The following is a 16,053-nucleotide window of genomic DNA, read 5'->3' as shown; positions in this document are numbered from 1 at the left end:
TAATAAATGACGAAACAACTATCAAAAGGGGGAATTTTGGTGAAAAAAGTATTGATTGCAGGTGCAGTAGGAACAGCAGTTCTTTTCGGAACAATTTCAACGGGTAAACCAGGCTTGCCAGCGGCAGACACTCAAGTCGCAAAAGCAGCCTCCCAGTTGCCTAAGGGTATCGGCGGCCGCGCTTACCTGAACAGTACGGGGGCCGTTTTCACAGCTAAAATCAAGCTTCCTGATACCGTGAAACATAATGACTCGGTCTCTACTTCTTATATTTATTCAGGCTTTAGCGCAAAAAACGGAACTGAGGCAGATATCGGGCTTCAGTACAGCGATCAATACAAAGTCTGGAAGCCCCTCATGAAGGTCGGGTCCAAAAATGAAGAAACGTACATTGAAGGAAAAGACAAATTCACATACACTAAAGGCTTCCGTCCTGGAAGCACAGTCCAAATGACAATCTATAAAAACCTAAACGGCAATACACGCATGACCCTTTGGGGAACGAACAATGACGGCTATACCGGACGGATTATCACAGAAATCCAAGGAACCAACATCGGCGCAATCTCAAAATGGAAAACACTTGCTACTGCGGCTGTTTCGTATGAAAGCCAGCGTGACGCCATCAAAACAACCTTTTCGACATCTTTTAACAATATTACAATCGACAATAAAGCGGTCACACCTGTCATAGATACGCAAGATAACGCAAAGGTTTCTGTTTCAGGAAACAACGTTACGATTTCTGTTAATAAATAAACGAAGCAGCAAAAGGCCGCCGGCATTGCCAGGCGGTTTTACCAGTTATGCAATCACCATAGTTGGGGTTATTTTAGAAACAATCATCAGTAACTTCAGCTCTTTTGTTTGTTCATACATACATTTTATAACAGGGTGGAATTGATATGAAATATAGAAAAACAGGTCCTTTTGGAATGATTTTGGTGATTATAGCTCTCTTAGTGTCAATCTATTTTATGTTTAATATAAAAGCTTTGATACCTGCTGGATATGATCTAGCTATTCATGGAATTGTGATATCAAGAACTATCATGATTGCTTTCACTTTGTATCTAGTTTCAAAATTAGGATATTTTCTTCTAAATAAAAAAGATTAACTTGTAAAGTTAATCTTTTTTACACTGAAAACTTTAGAACATATTCCCGCGCCAATCATCTTGATCTAATTTTTCTCCACATTCCTTAACCTGATCCCACAAAAGTCCCGTCTCCGGAGTCGACTCTTTATTTATGTCCCAATCCCCTTTTTCCATATATGAACAATATCCATTTTCATATGCAGGCCTATCTTCTCTCACACTCCAAAAAGGGCAAAGTTTGTCTTCATTGTAGCAATAAGAACCCTGTGGAATTAACTTTTTCTTTTGTTCTTGATTCATATTATTCCTTCTTTCATTGGTTATGAATCGTCAATCCCTAATTTTCATATAAAGAATTCTTTTACCATCATACTAACATTAAAACAAGCTTGTTCACATTACACATTTGGGATATATGAGTTAGTAAGTGATTAATTTCATTAATACACTTGAAAGGGAAACGCGTCCCTCTTTGAAACCCGAAAAGCATCACTTGCACTACCGCAATTTTCAATGGTATGATTTTCTATGTAAATTTTATCTAGAGGTGCAGTTAAATTGGATGTAAATAAAAGCAAAAAAGAGAAAAATAAACGTTTAGTAAATATAATATTATTCTTGATTAATTTTTGGCCTTGTGCATGATACATCATTTTTATTGTCGTTATTCAACTAATTAAGAATTCAAAGAAGAAAGAGTGTATACATGTTTAAAGATTTTTTCAACTCCCATCCATTTATTAAAAATTTATTAGAGATACTAATCACAGCTATTTCTCTTGGAGTATGGTTTAATGTGAATATCAATCATTACTTAAGTGTTATTTTTGGATTTTTAACAGCTGGAATTATTCATTCAGTTTTAGGGTGCACATGGGAACCTAAAAAGAAAGCTGCATAATGAAGAGGATTACCCTCTTCATTTTTTTACGTCTTAACATAAATGGAATATTGATTTAAAAACGATCCTACCGTTTTTAAGGTAGTTTACGCCCTTTTTCATATTGAGGTGCTCATGTCCCATCATACAATTGTTTTAAACCATTAATTCCGCTGTCATCTCTCATTTCTCTCAGCTGCCCACCGCAATTCTTTAGCTTTTTCGATAATCCAATTTAACTATATCTTCTGATCCAAGCACCTTTCATATCCAATAATTACCGAAAACAATACAATGAAAAAAGAGGCAGCATTAAACCGCTACCTCAAATGAAAGCTTGTCCCCGTGTTTATAGTTGATTAACTTGAAATCATCTATGGTAAAGTCATAAAAATCTTTAACTTCAGGATTGATCCATAATTCAGGTGCTTCAAACTGTTCTCTTTCCATTTGAATTTTCAAATTGTCTATATGACGTGTGTACACATGGCAATCCCCAATATTAAAGATATATTCACCAAGCTCATAACCAGTGACTTGAGCAATCATGCGCTGCAACACATTATACTGAAATACATTGAACGGATTCCCCAAGGCCATGTCATTGCTTCGCGCTCTTACCTCTAGGTGGAGCTTACCTTGCTTAACATACCATTGAGTTTCGTATACACATGGCGTTAAAGCCATTGAATCTAATTCATCTGGATTCCATAACATTGTAATGTGTCTCCGTGAAGATGGGTTGTTCTTCAATTGATGAAGAAGATAATCAACCTGATCCATTCTTTCTCCATTTAGATTTCTGTTATTCTTCCCCAGCTGAAATCCATATGCATGTCCGATGGTGCCATCTTCTTGTTTCCATTGATCCCAAATATGTACGCCCATCTTGTTTAATTCATTAACATCGTTCGATTTTAACTGCCAAATCCAAAGCAATTCTTTGATGGCTGTTTTCCAGGCAACCTTTTTTGTCGTTAAAATCGGAACTTCCGAGTTGTCGAATCTCATTTGCTTACTGATGACACTTAGTGTGTGAGCCGGTGTTCCATCTGAGTCCCACTTTGTTCTCACATGAAATTCTTCGTCCGAGATTCCATTATTTATTATATCCTTTATAATTGAATTGTATTGTTTATCAAATTGAGTCATTTTAAAATCCTTTCTTCCTTTTTTAATTCGTAATGAGGTGAAGCATGAGAAAATCCTTATATAAACACAATGAGAAAGTGACTGGTTTTGAGTTCGATAACATAGGCAGTGTCAAAATACGTTACTTTTTAAAAATTAAACTTGATAATACGTTTGATAAAGTATGTACTTTTATTTGTAAAAATCCGAGTGATGCTGATGCAACAGTTTCTGATCCTACAATTAACATTCTGTCTGATCTTCTCCATACAAGAGAAAACTGTTATGAAATAGGTACAATATACATTGTTAACGTCTATCCATTTCACGAACCTAATTCAGAAAATTTGTTTGAGTTACTGAAACATATTAACATCTTATCTCCAGATAAACACCGATGTATGAAAACAAAAAACTTAGGCACCATTTTAAGAATTTGCGGTGAATCCGATCACGTTATAGCTGCTTGGGGAGAAAATCCAAATGGTTTTCCTAAAGAAATGTATAACCAAGACATACATAAACTCGAAAACGAATTACGATCTAATGGTATCACAACTGGTCACCTACATTGGAAGGGAAAAGAACTGACTGACACAGGATATTATTTTCACCCTGGAAGGAAAAGCGTCAGCGACTTAATGATAAAATGGTGACACAATTAGACATATCAGAGGAGGAATCAACCTCCTCCTTTGTTGATTATACAATGATTTGTTCATAGCAAAGTCTACTGCAATATTGATAATCAAATGTCATTTGTGCTTACGAAATTGGGCTTTGTTTAAAACAACGCCCTTTCACTTCATCTATGTTCAGATTTCCAACAAGCTTTTGATGTACCTTCATAATCAGTCCAGCATTTTATGAAGACAGTCAAGGTTTGTTATTTACTTTGTTCCGGTTGATCCAATCCCACCGCGGTCTTCATTCCCCAAATGCTCAACCTCGACCAGTTCTACTGCCGGCATTTTCTTCATAATCCTAAATTGACAGATCCGGTCACCCTTCTTAATCTCTGTATCACGCAATGCATAAGCAGGAAAGAACCAGAAATCGTTGTCTCCCTTATAAGACTCATCAATAACACCCATTGAATTTGTTTGAATAACGCCAAAGTTCTTATATGTACTCGAACGAGGAACGACATGTGCTTCGTAGCCTTCAGGCAGCTCCATTGCTACACCTAATGGGACAAGCTTAAATTCATCTTTTTTGATTGCTACATCTTCAACTGCTCGAAGATCAATCCAATCTCCCTGCTCAATTTTGCTGATCCTTGTTTGTGTTTCATCTAGATATTTAATTTTAATTTGAATTGTCATATGTATTACTCCTTTAACATTATAAACTATCATACGGTAAGGCCTGTTCTTGTGTCGTTTTCATCAGTTATAAATTGAACGTCTGCAAAATCATTCTTTAAAGCATTAAAGTAAAGCTTTTCAATAGTATGTTTGTTTTTGCAGTATATCGAAACATAGCTATTATCCGCTATCAAAAGGACAAGTTCGCAACCACTGTCAACAAACTCTTCATATGTCTTGATTTGATTAACCGTTTTTCCACATGGAAATGCTTGCGGTTCAACGAATATGGTATAGTACTGATTTGTTTTTAATCGTTTCGCTAAGTCAGTCTTAAAGAGCACCTCGTCATCTAGCTCTCCATCTACAACAAAGTAAGATTCCCCACTCGTTTGCCAATTATAATTCGTTATTTCTAACGGCTGCAGTATTCTCCATAGAAAACGTCCATATTCATTCGGTATTTGAAAACTAACTCCTCTTTTCATGTAATCCCCACTAAACAATTATATACTCTGATGTTAGGTTTGTGGAATAAGGAACCCCTGCCTTTTGATACCGAGTTCTTGAAGACGTTTCAAAAACAAGCAGAGACTTTTAACAAGACAAGAACAAAAAAATAAACTTCGAACATTGATAAATACCTTCTCGTATCACATGGATTTGCTGTTGAATGATTTTAAATAAAGTTGAATAAAATAAGATCGAATCATCCAACAATTAACATTTATTCTTGCAGTTATGCGGTTTTTTACAATCCATAAGAAGGAAGGAAGCGTTAATGACGAAGCTTTGCCGAGAAGTTTGGATTGAAGTCAATCTTGATGCCATAAAAAAAAATTTACGAGCCATTCGCCGTCATATTCCAAATAAGAGCAAAATGATGGCTGTTGTAAAAGCGAACGGTTATGGTCATGGGTCTGTAGAAGTGGCGCGCCATGCACTGGAACACGGGGCGAGCGAGCTTGCTGTTGCCAGCGTGGAGGAAGGAATCGTTTTACGAAAAGCGGGGATTACAGTACCGATCCTTGTGCTTGGTTTTACAGCACTTAGTTGCGTGAAAAAGTCAGCAGCTTGGAATATAACATTATCAGCATTTCAGGTTGATTGGATGAAAGAAGCTAACGAGATATTGGAAAATGAAGCGAGTTCTAACAGATTGAACATTCATATTAATGTGGATACCGGCATGGGTCGATTAGGTGTACGCACAAAAGAAGAACTTTTAGCAGTAGTGAAAACGTTAACGGAAAGCGAATTCCTCAGGTGGACAGGGATTTTCACACATTTTTCGACAGCTGATGAGCCAGACACAGCACTCACAAAGCTGCAGCACGAAAAATTCAGCAGTTTTCTCAGCTTTTTAAAGAACCTGGGCATTAAACTGCCCACCGTGCACATGAGCAATACGGCTGCAGCCATCGCTTTTCCGGAATTTAGTGCTGATATGATTCGTTTAGGTATCGGCTTATATGGTTTATATCCTTCAGCTTATATCAAACAACTAAACCTTGTGGAGCTTGAACCTGCTTTAAGTTTAAAGGCGCGGATCGCTTATGTGAAAACCATGCGGACAGAGCCCCGAACCGTTAGTTATGGCGCTACATACGTCGCAGAACCCGACGAAGTCATTGCCACACTCCCGATTGGATATGCTGACGGTTATTCTCGTGCCCTTTCCAATCGCGGATTTGTTCTTCATCGCGGAAAACGAGTGCCAGTGGCGGGAAGAGTGACAATGGATATGATCATGGTTAGCTTAGGAGAAGGCGGTGAAGGTAAACAAGGAGAGGAAGTCGTGATTTATGGTAAGCAAAAGGGAGCTGAAATTTCCGTTGATGAAATTGCCGAAATGCTCAATACGATTAACTATGAAGTGGTGTCTACATTAAGCCGCCGGATCCCTCGTTTTTATATAAGAGATGGTGAGATTATTAAGGTATCAACTCCAATATTATACGTGTAGATTTACGCGTGTTTGTAAACACCTTAATCCCTCTAATAGACTGAATCAGGATTAGCAGAGGAATTTTGTTTTTGTTTCTATATGATTTTTTGAAATCAAACAAAATCCCTCTATTATAAACAGAGGGATTCAATGGATCATGCCTCAATAACTGATTTTTCAGGAGTATTTTTATCGTGTCGAGAACGAAAATGCTCCTCTAGTTCTTCAAGTGTGCGCCCCTTTGTTTCCGGCATGAATTTGTACACAAAACCGATTGCCAATACACCCAAAGCCACAAATATAAAGAATGTAATAGACATACCTACAGAGCTAAGCAAGATCGGAAAAGCAAAACCGATAATAAAGTTCATTATCCAGAGAAAAAAAACACTTATTCCAGAACCAAGCCCCCTTAATCTTTGAGGGAATATCTCCGCAATGACCAGCCAAGTCACAGGCCCTACGCATCCTTGCATAAAGGCTAGAAATAAAACGGTCAAAGAAAGTACTGCATAAGGAAGTGCTGCAGATCCATCAAGCACGATTGAGAATATTGCAATCAATAAAAGCGCTGTTGTCGTTCCTGTTAAACCAATCAATAATATTGGGCGCCTCCTCACTTTTCCGACAAGCCAAATCCCAAATATAACGCCAATAACTGATATCAACCCATTCCCAATATTAGCGATTAAGGCCGCTTTTGTGCCAAAACCAGATTCTTTAAGGATTTGAGTGCCATAATACATAATCGAGTTCACACCCGTAATTTGATTCACTATGGCAACACCGATTCCAATCAGTAAAAGACGGCGCAGCCATGGTGTAGAAAAGTCTTTGAGCGATGCCTTCTCCAGTTCTGTATCCTTTTCCACCGCTGCTTGAATTTCTCTATATTCAGCTTCTGCACGTTTCTCTTCACGAATTTGTTTAAGTACACGCAGCGCCTCACTTTTTTTACCTTTGGAGAGTAGCCATCTCGGACTTTCTGGCACCTTGAGCATACTGACAAATAACATTAAAGCCGGTACCGCGCAAAGGACAAGCATGTATCTCCAAACATGTCCGGTATTTGCCATTGTAACACCAAGAATTGCATTAAAAACATATGCTAAAAATTGCCCGCCGACAATCATTAGCTCATTTTGGGTTACCATACGTCCTCTCTTCTCATGCGGTGCCATTTCTGCTAAAAAGGCCGGAACCATCGCTGAAGCTCCACCAACAGCCAGTCCGAGCAAAAACCGAAAGACCGCCATGATTGAAACATTAGGCGCTATTGCTGTTCCAAGTGATGCCAGAAAAAATAAAAAAGAAAGATTAAGAAGCATTTTCCGGCGGCCATAGCGATCAGCTAATCTGCCGCATAACAACGCTCCACACGCCGCACCTAATAAAAGAATACTTGTAACAAGTCCTTCTGTAACCGGCGTTAGGTTAAGCTGGTCTGATCTTGCCATAAAAGGCAAAGCCCCATTTATAACTCCGGTGTCATATCCAAAAAGAAGCCCTCCAAATGTTGCTGAAATCATGATCAGTTTCAATCTTTGATTTCGATGTTCATTCATCCATTTCCCCTGCCTTTATTAAGAATACTTAATAAATTCCTTTTCATGTGGATAGTGAAACAAAGATATGGACTTTGAGCTAAAAGTAAGAACGTTTGAAAATCATCTCTATCTTAGATTTCAGCCTCTGCATTTGTAATCGCTTTCAACTCTCGCCAAAAAAATAAACATAAGCGATGAATTGTTATGTTATAGTGATGTTTTTGTGATTTTATTGTCATTTCTGATATTATCATAATTCCAAAGACTTTTTGAGTCAATATAATTATCAGAATTATTCGTTTTCATCATATTCAAGGTATGTTTTAGTTATTTTATTGTGAAGTTTACATTTTTCAAGGATGCCAAGTCTGTTTTAAACCGGCTGTCATCTAATTCAGAGAAAGATATCACCTCATTGTTCGCTACTTGCTTGTTGATACTTCTGAGACGAAGAAACCAGATTCTTGTGTTCTACCATATAGCGAAGATGTATCTAACCGAAATAATAATTGGTTAAAGCGGTAAGCTGCTTCGCAAAGATAAGCCTGAAAGACTGTTAGCTGACATTTATGTTGATGGCATGTCTGTTCAAGAAGGATTGGCCAGAGTGGCTTATGTTTATATGCCATACACGAAATACATAGATCAATTCAGCCAAGATGAGTTAGAGGAAAAATCAGTAGAACGTTCAATCTGGAACAGGAATGGATATGTGGCTAACAGAGGAATTAATGAATGCGGGAATAAAAAAACAATGCGGTTAATAAAGCAACACAGCAGAATGCGAAATTCAAAGAATTGAGTGAAACTTCCACTTCAAATGAAAATGAAACCTCTTCTCCCCAGCGTCAGTAACCCCATATAAGTAGTGTTAATATTGCTTTTCCAACACAATTTTTTAATGATATAGAAACAGCAATTAGATAATGCAGGTACTAAAAAACACCCCATCACGTTAATATGAGGGGTTATTTTGTGTAACAACACTTCCGATTTCAAGAATTTGAGCTGTTTTCAAATCAAGATTTGAATTTATTTACTTTGCCCTCTAATAATCAGCACATTAGTAGTTACATTAGCACCGCCATTACTTTGATATCCTTCTACCGTAAGCGCGGTTTCATACATCTTACCCATCGGCATTCCTAAGCTTTCCCACTTCTTGAAGTGTTCGCTGACAGATACAGTTCCGCTCGTTCGTTTTGTCTGCCGGACACTCCAATACTGTTTAAAGGTTTCGATACCTATAAGAGAAGGTTGGTTGTTTCGAATCGTTTCATAAATGTCATATGTGCCCCCATCAACAGTAAAAGTGCCCTTTGGCATTCCGGTCGGTCTATAGGTTCCCCAATTGTCGACGATGTAATACTCAACGAACGGGTCCTTGGGTCCTTGGTCCATCTACACACACAGATAGGAATTTCCGCCTGGATTGAAGGCTGCGTTATGATGAAACGATATGTTTCCAAGTTGTGAGTGAGTTTTGGTTTAGCCGAATTTCTTGCCTTTTTCGGAATAACGCATTCCTAATGTTATTCCACTGGGCACTAAATGCGCCCCTGCTATTGAGCGTCATACTGATGTCCCCATGATCTTCCACAATCCATAGTCATAGCGATCATGGGAGCCGGTTTGATTTGAGGTGATTGTAGTTGCCGCCTGTGCGACCATTCAGGTCAGCGATAACTTAATAAAACTGCTAACAAAAACTTCATTCTTTTTTGGTATGCCTGCTGTTTGATTAAATTGTACTTAGGTCTTACCGTATTGTTTTGTTTTTCTCACCATCTTTCAAAAGAAGGATACAAATTACATAGTAGTTTATCCCCCTAAAAGTTCGTTTTGAATGTAATAGCTTTATGTTTTTGATGGGAAATAGAATGGCAGTATTTGATTTTTTCATGCATCTGTAATGTCACCAAAGGCCTTTGATGATGATTCGCCGTTCATTGTTCTTTCGTTACGAATCATTCGTTTTTTCGAAAGCTCTTCAAAGCTGTATTTAGATCCTTTGTGTGAGTGTAAATGTTCTTATACACATCGAATAGTGTTTTATATTTTTGAACATTTTGTTCCTTTGGATAAAATGCAGCAGCCTCGCGAATGAACTGCTCTGCACATTCTTCAAGGGATCCAAACCACCCGCTTCCAAAGGCAGCCAGCATAGCAGCACCCATGGCTGGACCTTGTTCATTTTCTAATTTGATCACCCTCGCATTGAAAATATCAGCCTGCATTTGCAGCCACGTTTCATTTTTAGCTCCGCCGCCAATAGAAACAACAGTATGAACTGATTTTCCCGCTTTGCGGAATAGCTCAATGGATTCATGTAAAGAGAATGTGATACCTTCCATTATCGCCCTCAAAAAATGCTCTCTTTTGTGAGCTCCATCCATTCCGATCAAGCTTCCCCGAATAGAAGAATCAGCATGCGGTGTTCTTTCACCAACCAAATAAGGAGTGTATAGCAGTCCATTTGCTCCTATCGGAATAGATTCCACTCCCTGCAATAATTGCTCAAACGATTCGTTTGGTGCGAACGTTCTTTTAAACCAATCCAAGCTGTATCCTGCAGCGAGCGTGACTCCCATCGTATAAAAAGAATCCTTTTTTCCATGATTAAAAAAGTGCACTTTCCCTTTAAAATCTCTTTCTTTGCCTTCTTCGCAGGAAAGGATGACACCTGACGTCCCAATACTGCATAGTGTTTTTCCAGAAGAAAGAATACCGGCTCCAATAGCACCGCACGCATTATCTGCTCCCCCAGCGTACACTTTTGTATTTTCCAACAGCCCTGTCTTCGCTGCAACGTTCGGAAGCAGCGATCCTACACAATCATGAGATTCTACTAGCGGAGGACAAATACTGGCAGAAATACCAAATTGCTTGCAAATCTCATCACTCCACTCCTTGCGGGTCATATGTAAAAGTAACGTTCCAGCTGCATCGGAGTATTCGGTGTGAATGGCACCAGTCATACGAAATCTCACATAGTCTTTCGGAAGCAAAAAAACAGCAGTTTTTTTAAAAAGGTCGGGCTCATGTTCCTTCACCCATACCATTTTAGGCAATGTAAATCCTTCTAGAACACGGTTCTTTGTGATATCAAGCAGATGGTCGCCAAATGTCTCGGTCATCCTGATACATTGAGGCGTCGTTCTGGTATCATTCCAAAGAATTGCATGACGTAACACCTGCTGATCTTTGTCAAGCAGTACTAAGCCATGCATTTGTCCCGAGTAGCTTATTCCATCAATATCCTTGGCTTCAACGCGGGATTTAGAAACCAATTCAGCCAATGCACCAATTGTTTGCTGTACCCAGTCTTCAGGATTTTGCTCACTATATCCCGCCTTCTCTTGGATGAGCGGATAACTTTTGGACGTTTCTGCACAAACCTTGCCATTTTGATTGACTAAAATGGTTTTAACAGCACTTGTTCCAATATCTATCCCAATGACATACTTCATTTTTTCACTCCTTCCCCTCAAAATAAATCCCCGATTATATGAAATTCCCCGTCACAACAACAAAGTAATGGAATCATGACGGGTAGTTCTGGGGCGACTTGGCTATCCTGCCATATCTTTTGATAGCAGGATCTAGAGCTTCTCTTTTATCTGTTATACTTCTAAAATGTATTGGTTCAATATCGCTTTTAATCGTTCCTGTCTTCCAGATTCGTTTTTAATTGATTTATTATTGAACGCGTATTGCTCAAGCGTCTTGAAATTAGCTCTTCCTTCTACAATGTCAAGGCCAATCCCTTCAGCAAAGCTGCGATAACGATGTTGAATCACATCTTCAAACACACGATCTTCGATTAATTTGTGGGCGACTTTCAATCCTCTTGCAAACGCATCCATCCCAGCAATATGGGCATATATTAAATCATCAGGCTCAAAAGAAGATCTTCTGACCTTCGCGTCAAAATTTAATCCGCCGCTTCCAAGGCCGCCATTTTGCAGAATTTCGTACATTGCTAATGTCGTCGAATATAAATCTGTCGGAAATTCATCCGTGTCCCAGCCTAAAAGAGGATGCCCCTGGTTCGCGTCAACAGAGCCAAGAAGACCATGTACTCTTGCCATGCGTAATTCATGTTCGAATGTATGCCCGGCTAATGTGGCATGATTGGCTTCGAGATTTAATTTGAAATGGTTATCTAAGCCATATTGCTTCAAAAAGGCAATGGTTGTTGCTGCATCTGTATCATATTGATGGGCGGTCGGCTCTTTTGGTTTTGGTTCAATCAAAAACTGCCCTGTATACTCGATTTCTTTCGCATAATCCACTGCCATATGCATGAATCTGGCCAAATTATCAAGTTCAAATTTTACATCCGTATTTAACAATGTTTCGTATCCTTCACGGCCGCCCCAAAATACATAGTTCTCGGCGCCAAGCTCTTTTGCTGTTTCTAACCCTTTTTTTACTTGTGCTGCGGCATACGCAAACACATCTGCATTGCAAGAAGTCGCGGCGCCATGGACGAAACGGGGATCCGTGAACATATTTGCAGTATTCCATAATAGCTTAACGTTGCTAGTTCTCATGTACTCTTTCATCATGCTCACGATAATATCTAAATTTTGATTCGTCTCTTTTAACGTACTTCCTTCCGGTGCAATATCCCGGTCATGAAAAGCGAAAAATGGCGCATCCAGTTTTTCAAACATCTCAAATGCTGCCTCTACTCTCGCCCTCGCTAGATCCATGCCTTTATACTGATCCCACGGTCTTTGCATCGTAGCTGCTCCAAAAACGTCTGTGCCATCAGCGGTAAATGTATGCCAATAAGCAATAGAAAATCGCAGATGCTCTTTCATCGTTTTACCGCCGATTTCTTCTTGGGAATTATAATATTTAAATGCTAAAGGATTAGTGGAATCTTTCCCTTCGTAAACCACTTTGTTTGCGCTTCCAAAATAGTTGACTGAACTAGAATGAGAGTGAGCCATGTTATTTCCCCCTTAAAAATAAATTCAAAACATGATAATTCAAATTCAGATGCATTTTATGTCATATTGTAAGAAAGTTGTATATTAGTTTGTTGCACAAACAAACTAACTTACCCCTTCATCTTATATAACCTCTTCAGTATTTTCAATATTTTTTTTAGTTTTTTATGAACACATTCGATATAATAAAGGTAAGATTCGCTATGTATTATGTTTCATACTGAACACACAAAAATTTCAACTTAATTTAAAGGTTATACAAATGGAGTGGATTTAAGTGGATATCGCAGATCAAACCTTTGTCAAAAAAGTAAATCAAAAGTTATTATTAAAAGAAATACTTAAGAACTCACCTATTTCAAGAGCAAAACTATCTGAAATGACCGGATTAAATAAATCAACTGTTTCATCACAAGTAAACACATTAATGAAAGAAAATCTTGTATTTGAAATCGGTCAGGGACAATCAAGCGGCGGCAGAAGACCTGTCATGCTTGTTTTTAATAAAAAGGCGGGATATTCTGTAGGAATAGATGTAGGTGTAGATTATATTAATGGCATTTTAACAGACCTTGAAGGGACGATTGTTCTGGATCAACACCATCATTTGGAATGCAATTCTCCTGAAATAACTAAGGACATTTTGATTAATATGATTCATCACTTTATTACACATATGCCACAATCTCCGTACGGGCTTATTGGTATAGGGATATGCGTGCCTGGGCTTATTGATGAAAATCAAAAAATTGTTTTCACTCCGAACTCCAACTGGAGAAATATTGATTTAAAACCTTTTATCCAAGATAAGTTCAATGTGCCTGTTTTTATTGAAAATGAGGCAAACGCAGGCGCTTATGGAGAAAAAGTATTCGGTGCTGCTAAAAATCACGATAACATTATTTATGCAAGTATCAATACCGGGATAGGGATCGGTGTTATTATCAACAATCATTTGTATAGAGGGGTAAGCGGATTCTCTGGAGAAATGGGACATATGACAATAGACTTTAACGGTCCTAAATGCAGTTGCGGAAACCGAGGCTGCTGGGAATTGTATGCTTCAGAGAAGGCTTTATTAAATTCTCTTCAGACTAAAGAGAAAAAAGTGTCCACTCAAGATATTATAGACCTCGCTCATCTGAATGATATTGGAACTTTACATGCGTTACAGAGTTTTGGATTCTATTTAGGAATAGGCCTTACCAATATTCTAAATACCTTCAATCCACAAGCCATCATTTTAAGAAACAGCATAATTGAATCGCATCCTATGGTTTTAAATTCAATTAAAAGTGAAGTGTCGTCCAGGGTTTATTCCCAATTAGGCAATAGCTATGAATTATTACCATCTTTCTTAGGAAAAAATGCACCAGCGTTAGGCATGTCCTCCATTGTTATTGATCATTTCTTGGATATGGCTACAATGTAATTTATGATAAAAAGGACAAACTTCTATGTTCTGCGCTCATCTTTAAAGATGAGTTTTTTGTTTTGTTATTTTAATGTTGAATATGAAAAAGGAGTTGTAGAAGTCTCCTTTTTCATATGTAAATTATTTTTCTTCATAACGAAAATATTTAAAGTCGGCCGGAATATGATTACCGCTGGTATCTTGGCATTGCATCCCTACAAAGGCTCCTGTGAAGAATCCTCCTCCACGGATGTAATCATCTGATAATTTTTTCGATTCCAATGCAATGTCAATTTTTCGCCAATCTTCTCTGTTAAAAGAATAGAAATAATAATAATTTTCTCTTTCAACATTTGCTTTTAAATATACATACTTTACTTGAAGAGGAATCACAATTTTATTTTTTAATGGCTGTGAAAAAGAAAAGTTATCACATATTGTTAATTCAAGAATACGCCCAAGTTCTTCATCATGTGTGATTTGAAGAGCCGTCCAGTTCTCTGTATTGTAATAGTTCACCAATCCGGCGGCTTGTTGAAAATTTTCCGGATAAAACTCAACAGCCGTTTCCGCTTCAAAGTGGAGACTTTGCCAACGTCTGGCTACAAATGCCTGAGTAAATGTCGAGGTTAATGATTCATGGCCGTATAATCGTAAATGATTTGGCACTTGAGTCAATGAACCTAATTCATTCGTAAACGGAATCCTTAAAGTTTGGAAATTAATATTTAATGATGAATCCTCGAATTCATCAACTTCCGGGTATGTTGCTTCAAACGTTGTTTTGGGTATAGAAGGCGCTTTCACCTCCAAGCTCCCTTCTTTTCCACCTTCTACATAAGGCCATCCATCTTTCCAATAGAGTTTTTGGATAGCTGTTTCTCTGCCCAAAGGACAATATCCCCTCTGCTGAAAAATTGAATCATCGTCCGGATGAATAGGACGTCCCGTTAAGTGCGCTAAATACCACTCACCTGTATGTGTTTGGACAATGGACGCGTGTCCGCATTTTTGCAACGGATTTTCTGGGTCATGCCATGACGTTAAGATTGGATTATCGGGATGAACTTCATATGGGCCTTCAATATTTGCAGAACGGGCAATTGTAGCAGCGTGTTCGAACCGTGTTCCTCCTTCTGCAGTTAATAAATAATAATAGTTCCCGATAAGATATAGGTGCGGAGCTTCAGTCAGCTTTCTATCCGTTCCTTTAAATATAACTTTCGGTTTACCAATTAATTTTTGCTCCTTATCAGAATATTCCTGTATGACAATTCCTCCGAATGAGTGCCGATCAACACGTTGATCCCATAACATATTTAATAAATATTTTTTTCCATCTGTATCATGGAACAAAGATGCATCAAACCCCGAGCTATTTAATGTAATCGGCTCTCCCCAGTCACCATGAATCGTGTCACAAGTCACTAAATAATTGTGACAATCTTTCCAAGCCCCGTCTACTACCTTAACATCCGTATAGATCAGCCAAAACTTTCCATCGCTATAACTTAAACACGGCGCCCACACCCCGCCTGAATTAGGGTTTCCTTTCATGTCTAATTGGGAAACTCTCTGCAATGGATGTGCAACTAAGTGCCAATTTACTAAATCTTTCGAATGGTGGATCTGGACTCCTGGAAACCACTCAAATGTAGATACAGCGATATAATAATCCTCTCCTACCCTGCAAATACTTGGATCGGGATTGAATCCTTTAAGCACTGGATTGATAATCTTCATTTGGAACTCCCCCTCAGCTGTT

General features: G+C 38.4%; 13 protein-coding genes and 3 pseudogenes. 7 read left to right on the top strand and 9 right to left on the bottom strand.

Translation table 11 applies throughout. The annotated features are described in order from the left end of the window. Positions 1-36: 36 nt before the first annotated feature. Both EFK13_RS09765 and EFK13_RS09760 read left to right on the top strand, forming a co-directional pair. Positions 37-759, top strand: a complete 723-nt coding sequence (locus tag EFK13_RS09765) for a YrpD family protein (RefSeq protein ID WP_129505819.1) — start codon at positions 37-39, stop codon at positions 757-759. A 108-nt stretch (positions 760-867) separates the two neighbouring features. Next, a pseudogene (locus tag EFK13_RS09760) lies at positions 868-1,118 on the top strand (hypothetical protein). A 33-nt stretch (positions 1,119-1,151) separates the two neighbouring features. Here the strand turns inward: EFK13_RS09760 and EFK13_RS09755 are convergent. Beyond that, positions 1,152-1,400 carry a hypothetical protein gene (locus tag EFK13_RS09755; RefSeq protein ID WP_129505595.1) on the bottom strand — a complete coding sequence of 83 codons (249 nt, stop codon included), beginning with the start codon at positions 1,398-1,400 and terminating at the stop codon, positions 1,152-1,154. Positions 1,401-1,806: 406 nt separating this feature from the next. Here EFK13_RS09755 and EFK13_RS09750 point away from each other — a divergent pair, with 406 nt between their 5' ends. After that, the gene (locus EFK13_RS09750; RefSeq protein ID WP_129505596.1) at positions 1,807-2,001 is read left to right on the top strand and encodes a hypothetical protein; all 195 of its coding nucleotides are present in this window, start codon (positions 1,807-1,809) and stop codon (positions 1,999-2,001) included. A gap of 291 nt (positions 2,002-2,292) precedes the next feature. Here the strand turns inward: EFK13_RS09750 and EFK13_RS09745 are convergent, their stop codons facing one another. Next, entirely contained in the window at positions 2,293-3,132 is an 840-nt protein-coding gene (locus EFK13_RS09745; protein ID WP_129505597.1) for a thymidylate synthase, read from the bottom strand. 44 nt (positions 3,133-3,176) lie between these two features. Here EFK13_RS09745 and EFK13_RS09740 point away from each other — a divergent pair, with 44 nt between their 5' ends. Then, positions 3,177-3,767 (top strand): DUF1643 domain-containing protein, encoded by a 591-nt coding sequence (locus tag EFK13_RS09740; protein WP_129505598.1) that lies wholly within the window; start codon positions 3,177-3,179, stop codon positions 3,765-3,767. 234 nt (positions 3,768-4,001) lie between these two features. Here the strand turns inward: EFK13_RS09740 and dutA are convergent, their stop codons facing one another. Both dutA and EFK13_RS09730 read right to left on the bottom strand, forming a co-directional pair. After that, entirely contained in the window at positions 4,002-4,436 is a 435-nt protein-coding gene (gene dutA, locus EFK13_RS09735) for a dUTP diphosphatase DutA (protein ID WP_129505599.1), read from the bottom strand. 29 nt (positions 4,437-4,465) lie between these two features. After that, positions 4,466-4,906, bottom strand: coding sequence for a DUF2691 family protein (locus tag EFK13_RS09730; RefSeq protein ID WP_129505600.1), 441 nt, complete (start codon positions 4,904-4,906; stop codon positions 4,466-4,468). A gap of 293 nt (positions 4,907-5,199) precedes the next feature. Here EFK13_RS09730 and alr point away from each other — a divergent pair, with 293 nt between their 5' ends. Further along, positions 5,200-6,384, top strand: coding sequence for an alanine racemase (gene alr, locus EFK13_RS09725; RefSeq protein ID WP_129505601.1), 1,185 nt, complete (start codon positions 5,200-5,202; stop codon positions 6,382-6,384). 137 nt (positions 6,385-6,521) lie between these two features. Here the strand turns inward: alr and EFK13_RS09720 are convergent, their stop codons facing one another. Beyond that, complete coding sequence (locus tag EFK13_RS09720) at positions 6,522-7,931, bottom strand: sugar porter family MFS transporter (protein WP_129505602.1); 1,410 nt, start codon at positions 7,929-7,931, stop codon at positions 6,522-6,524. Positions 7,932-8,330: 399 nt separating this feature from the next. Between EFK13_RS09720 and EFK13_RS21155 the strand changes: the two are divergent. Next, positions 8,331-8,715: pseudogene (locus tag EFK13_RS21155) on the top strand (thermonuclease family protein); the annotation flags it as partial. A 230-nt stretch (positions 8,716-8,945) separates the two neighbouring features. Here the strand turns inward: EFK13_RS21155 and EFK13_RS09710 are convergent. The 3 genes and pseudogenes from EFK13_RS09710 to xylA form a co-directional block, all read right to left on the bottom strand. Continuing rightward, positions 8,946-9,628 (bottom strand): annotated as a pseudogene (locus EFK13_RS09710) (glycoside hydrolase family 11 protein). Positions 9,629-9,880: 252 nt separating this feature from the next. Continuing rightward, positions 9,881-11,383 carry a xylulokinase gene (gene xylB / locus EFK13_RS09705; protein WP_129505603.1) on the bottom strand — a complete coding sequence of 501 codons (1,503 nt, stop codon included), beginning with the start codon at positions 11,381-11,383 and terminating at the stop codon, positions 9,881-9,883. Between the two features lie 153 nt (positions 11,384-11,536). Next, positions 11,537-12,874 carry a xylose isomerase gene (xylA, locus tag EFK13_RS09700; RefSeq protein WP_129505604.1) on the bottom strand — a complete coding sequence of 446 codons (1,338 nt, stop codon included), beginning with the start codon at positions 12,872-12,874 and terminating at the stop codon, positions 11,537-11,539. Between the two features lie 277 nt (positions 12,875-13,151). Between xylA and xylR the strand changes: the two genes are divergently transcribed. Further along, positions 13,152-14,306 carry a transcriptional repressor XylR gene (xylR, locus tag EFK13_RS09695; protein WP_129505605.1) on the top strand — a complete coding sequence of 385 codons (1,155 nt, stop codon included), beginning with the start codon at positions 13,152-13,154 and terminating at the stop codon, positions 14,304-14,306. A 123-nt stretch (positions 14,307-14,429) separates the two neighbouring features. On the opposite strand, the gene xynB is transcribed toward xylR, so the two are convergent. Further along, positions 14,430-16,031, bottom strand: coding sequence for a xylan 1,4-beta-xylosidase (xynB, locus tag EFK13_RS09690; protein WP_129505606.1), 1,602 nt, complete (start codon positions 16,029-16,031; stop codon positions 14,430-14,432). Positions 16,032-16,053 lie beyond the last annotated feature (22 nt).

The sequence above is a fragment of the Bacillus cabrialesii genome (assembly GCF_004124315.2).
Lineage (GTDB): Bacteria > Bacillota > Bacilli > Bacillales > Bacillaceae > Bacillus > Bacillus cabrialesii.
Note: the sequence above shows the minus strand (reverse complement) of the source record. Positions and strands in the feature narration are given on the sequence as shown.

What these genes read in the sequence shown, in the direction of transcription:
- EFK13_RS09745 (WP_129505597.1), bottom strand. Translation starts at nt 3,132, where the DNA reads ATGACTCAATTTGATAAACAATACAATTCAATTATAAAGGATATAATA.
- dutA (WP_129505599.1), bottom strand. Translation starts at nt 4,436, where the DNA reads ATGACAATTCAAATTAAAATTAAATATCTAGATGAAACACAAACAAGG.
- EFK13_RS09740 (WP_129505598.1), top strand. Translation starts at nt 3,177, where the DNA reads ATGAGAAAATCCTTATATAAACACAATGAGAAAGTGACTGGTTTTGAG.
- EFK13_RS09720 (WP_129505602.1), bottom strand. Translation starts at nt 7,931, where the DNA reads ATGAATGAACATCGAAATCAAAGATTGAAACTGATCATGATTTCAGCA.
- xynB (WP_129505606.1), bottom strand. Translation starts at nt 16,031, where the DNA reads ATGAAGATTATCAATCCAGTGCTTAAAGGATTCAATCCCGATCCAAGT.
- alr (WP_129505601.1), top strand. Translation starts at nt 5,200, where the DNA reads ATGACGAAGCTTTGCCGAGAAGTTTGGATTGAAGTCAATCTTGATGCC.
- xylA (WP_129505604.1), bottom strand. Translation starts at nt 12,874, where the DNA reads ATGGCTCACTCTCATTCTAGTTCAGTCAACTATTTTGGAAGCGCAAAC.
- EFK13_RS09755 (WP_129505595.1), bottom strand. Translation starts at nt 1,400, where the DNA reads ATGAATCAAGAACAAAAGAAAAAGTTAATTCCACAGGGTTCTTATTGC.
- xylB (WP_129505603.1), bottom strand. Translation starts at nt 11,383, where the DNA reads ATGAAGTATGTCATTGGGATAGATATTGGAACAAGTGCTGTTAAAACC.
- EFK13_RS09750 (WP_129505596.1), top strand. Translation starts at nt 1,807, where the DNA reads ATGTTTAAAGATTTTTTCAACTCCCATCCATTTATTAAAAATTTATTA.
- EFK13_RS09730 (WP_129505600.1), bottom strand. Translation starts at nt 4,906, where the DNA reads ATGAAAAGAGGAGTTAGTTTTCAAATACCGAATGAATATGGACGTTTT.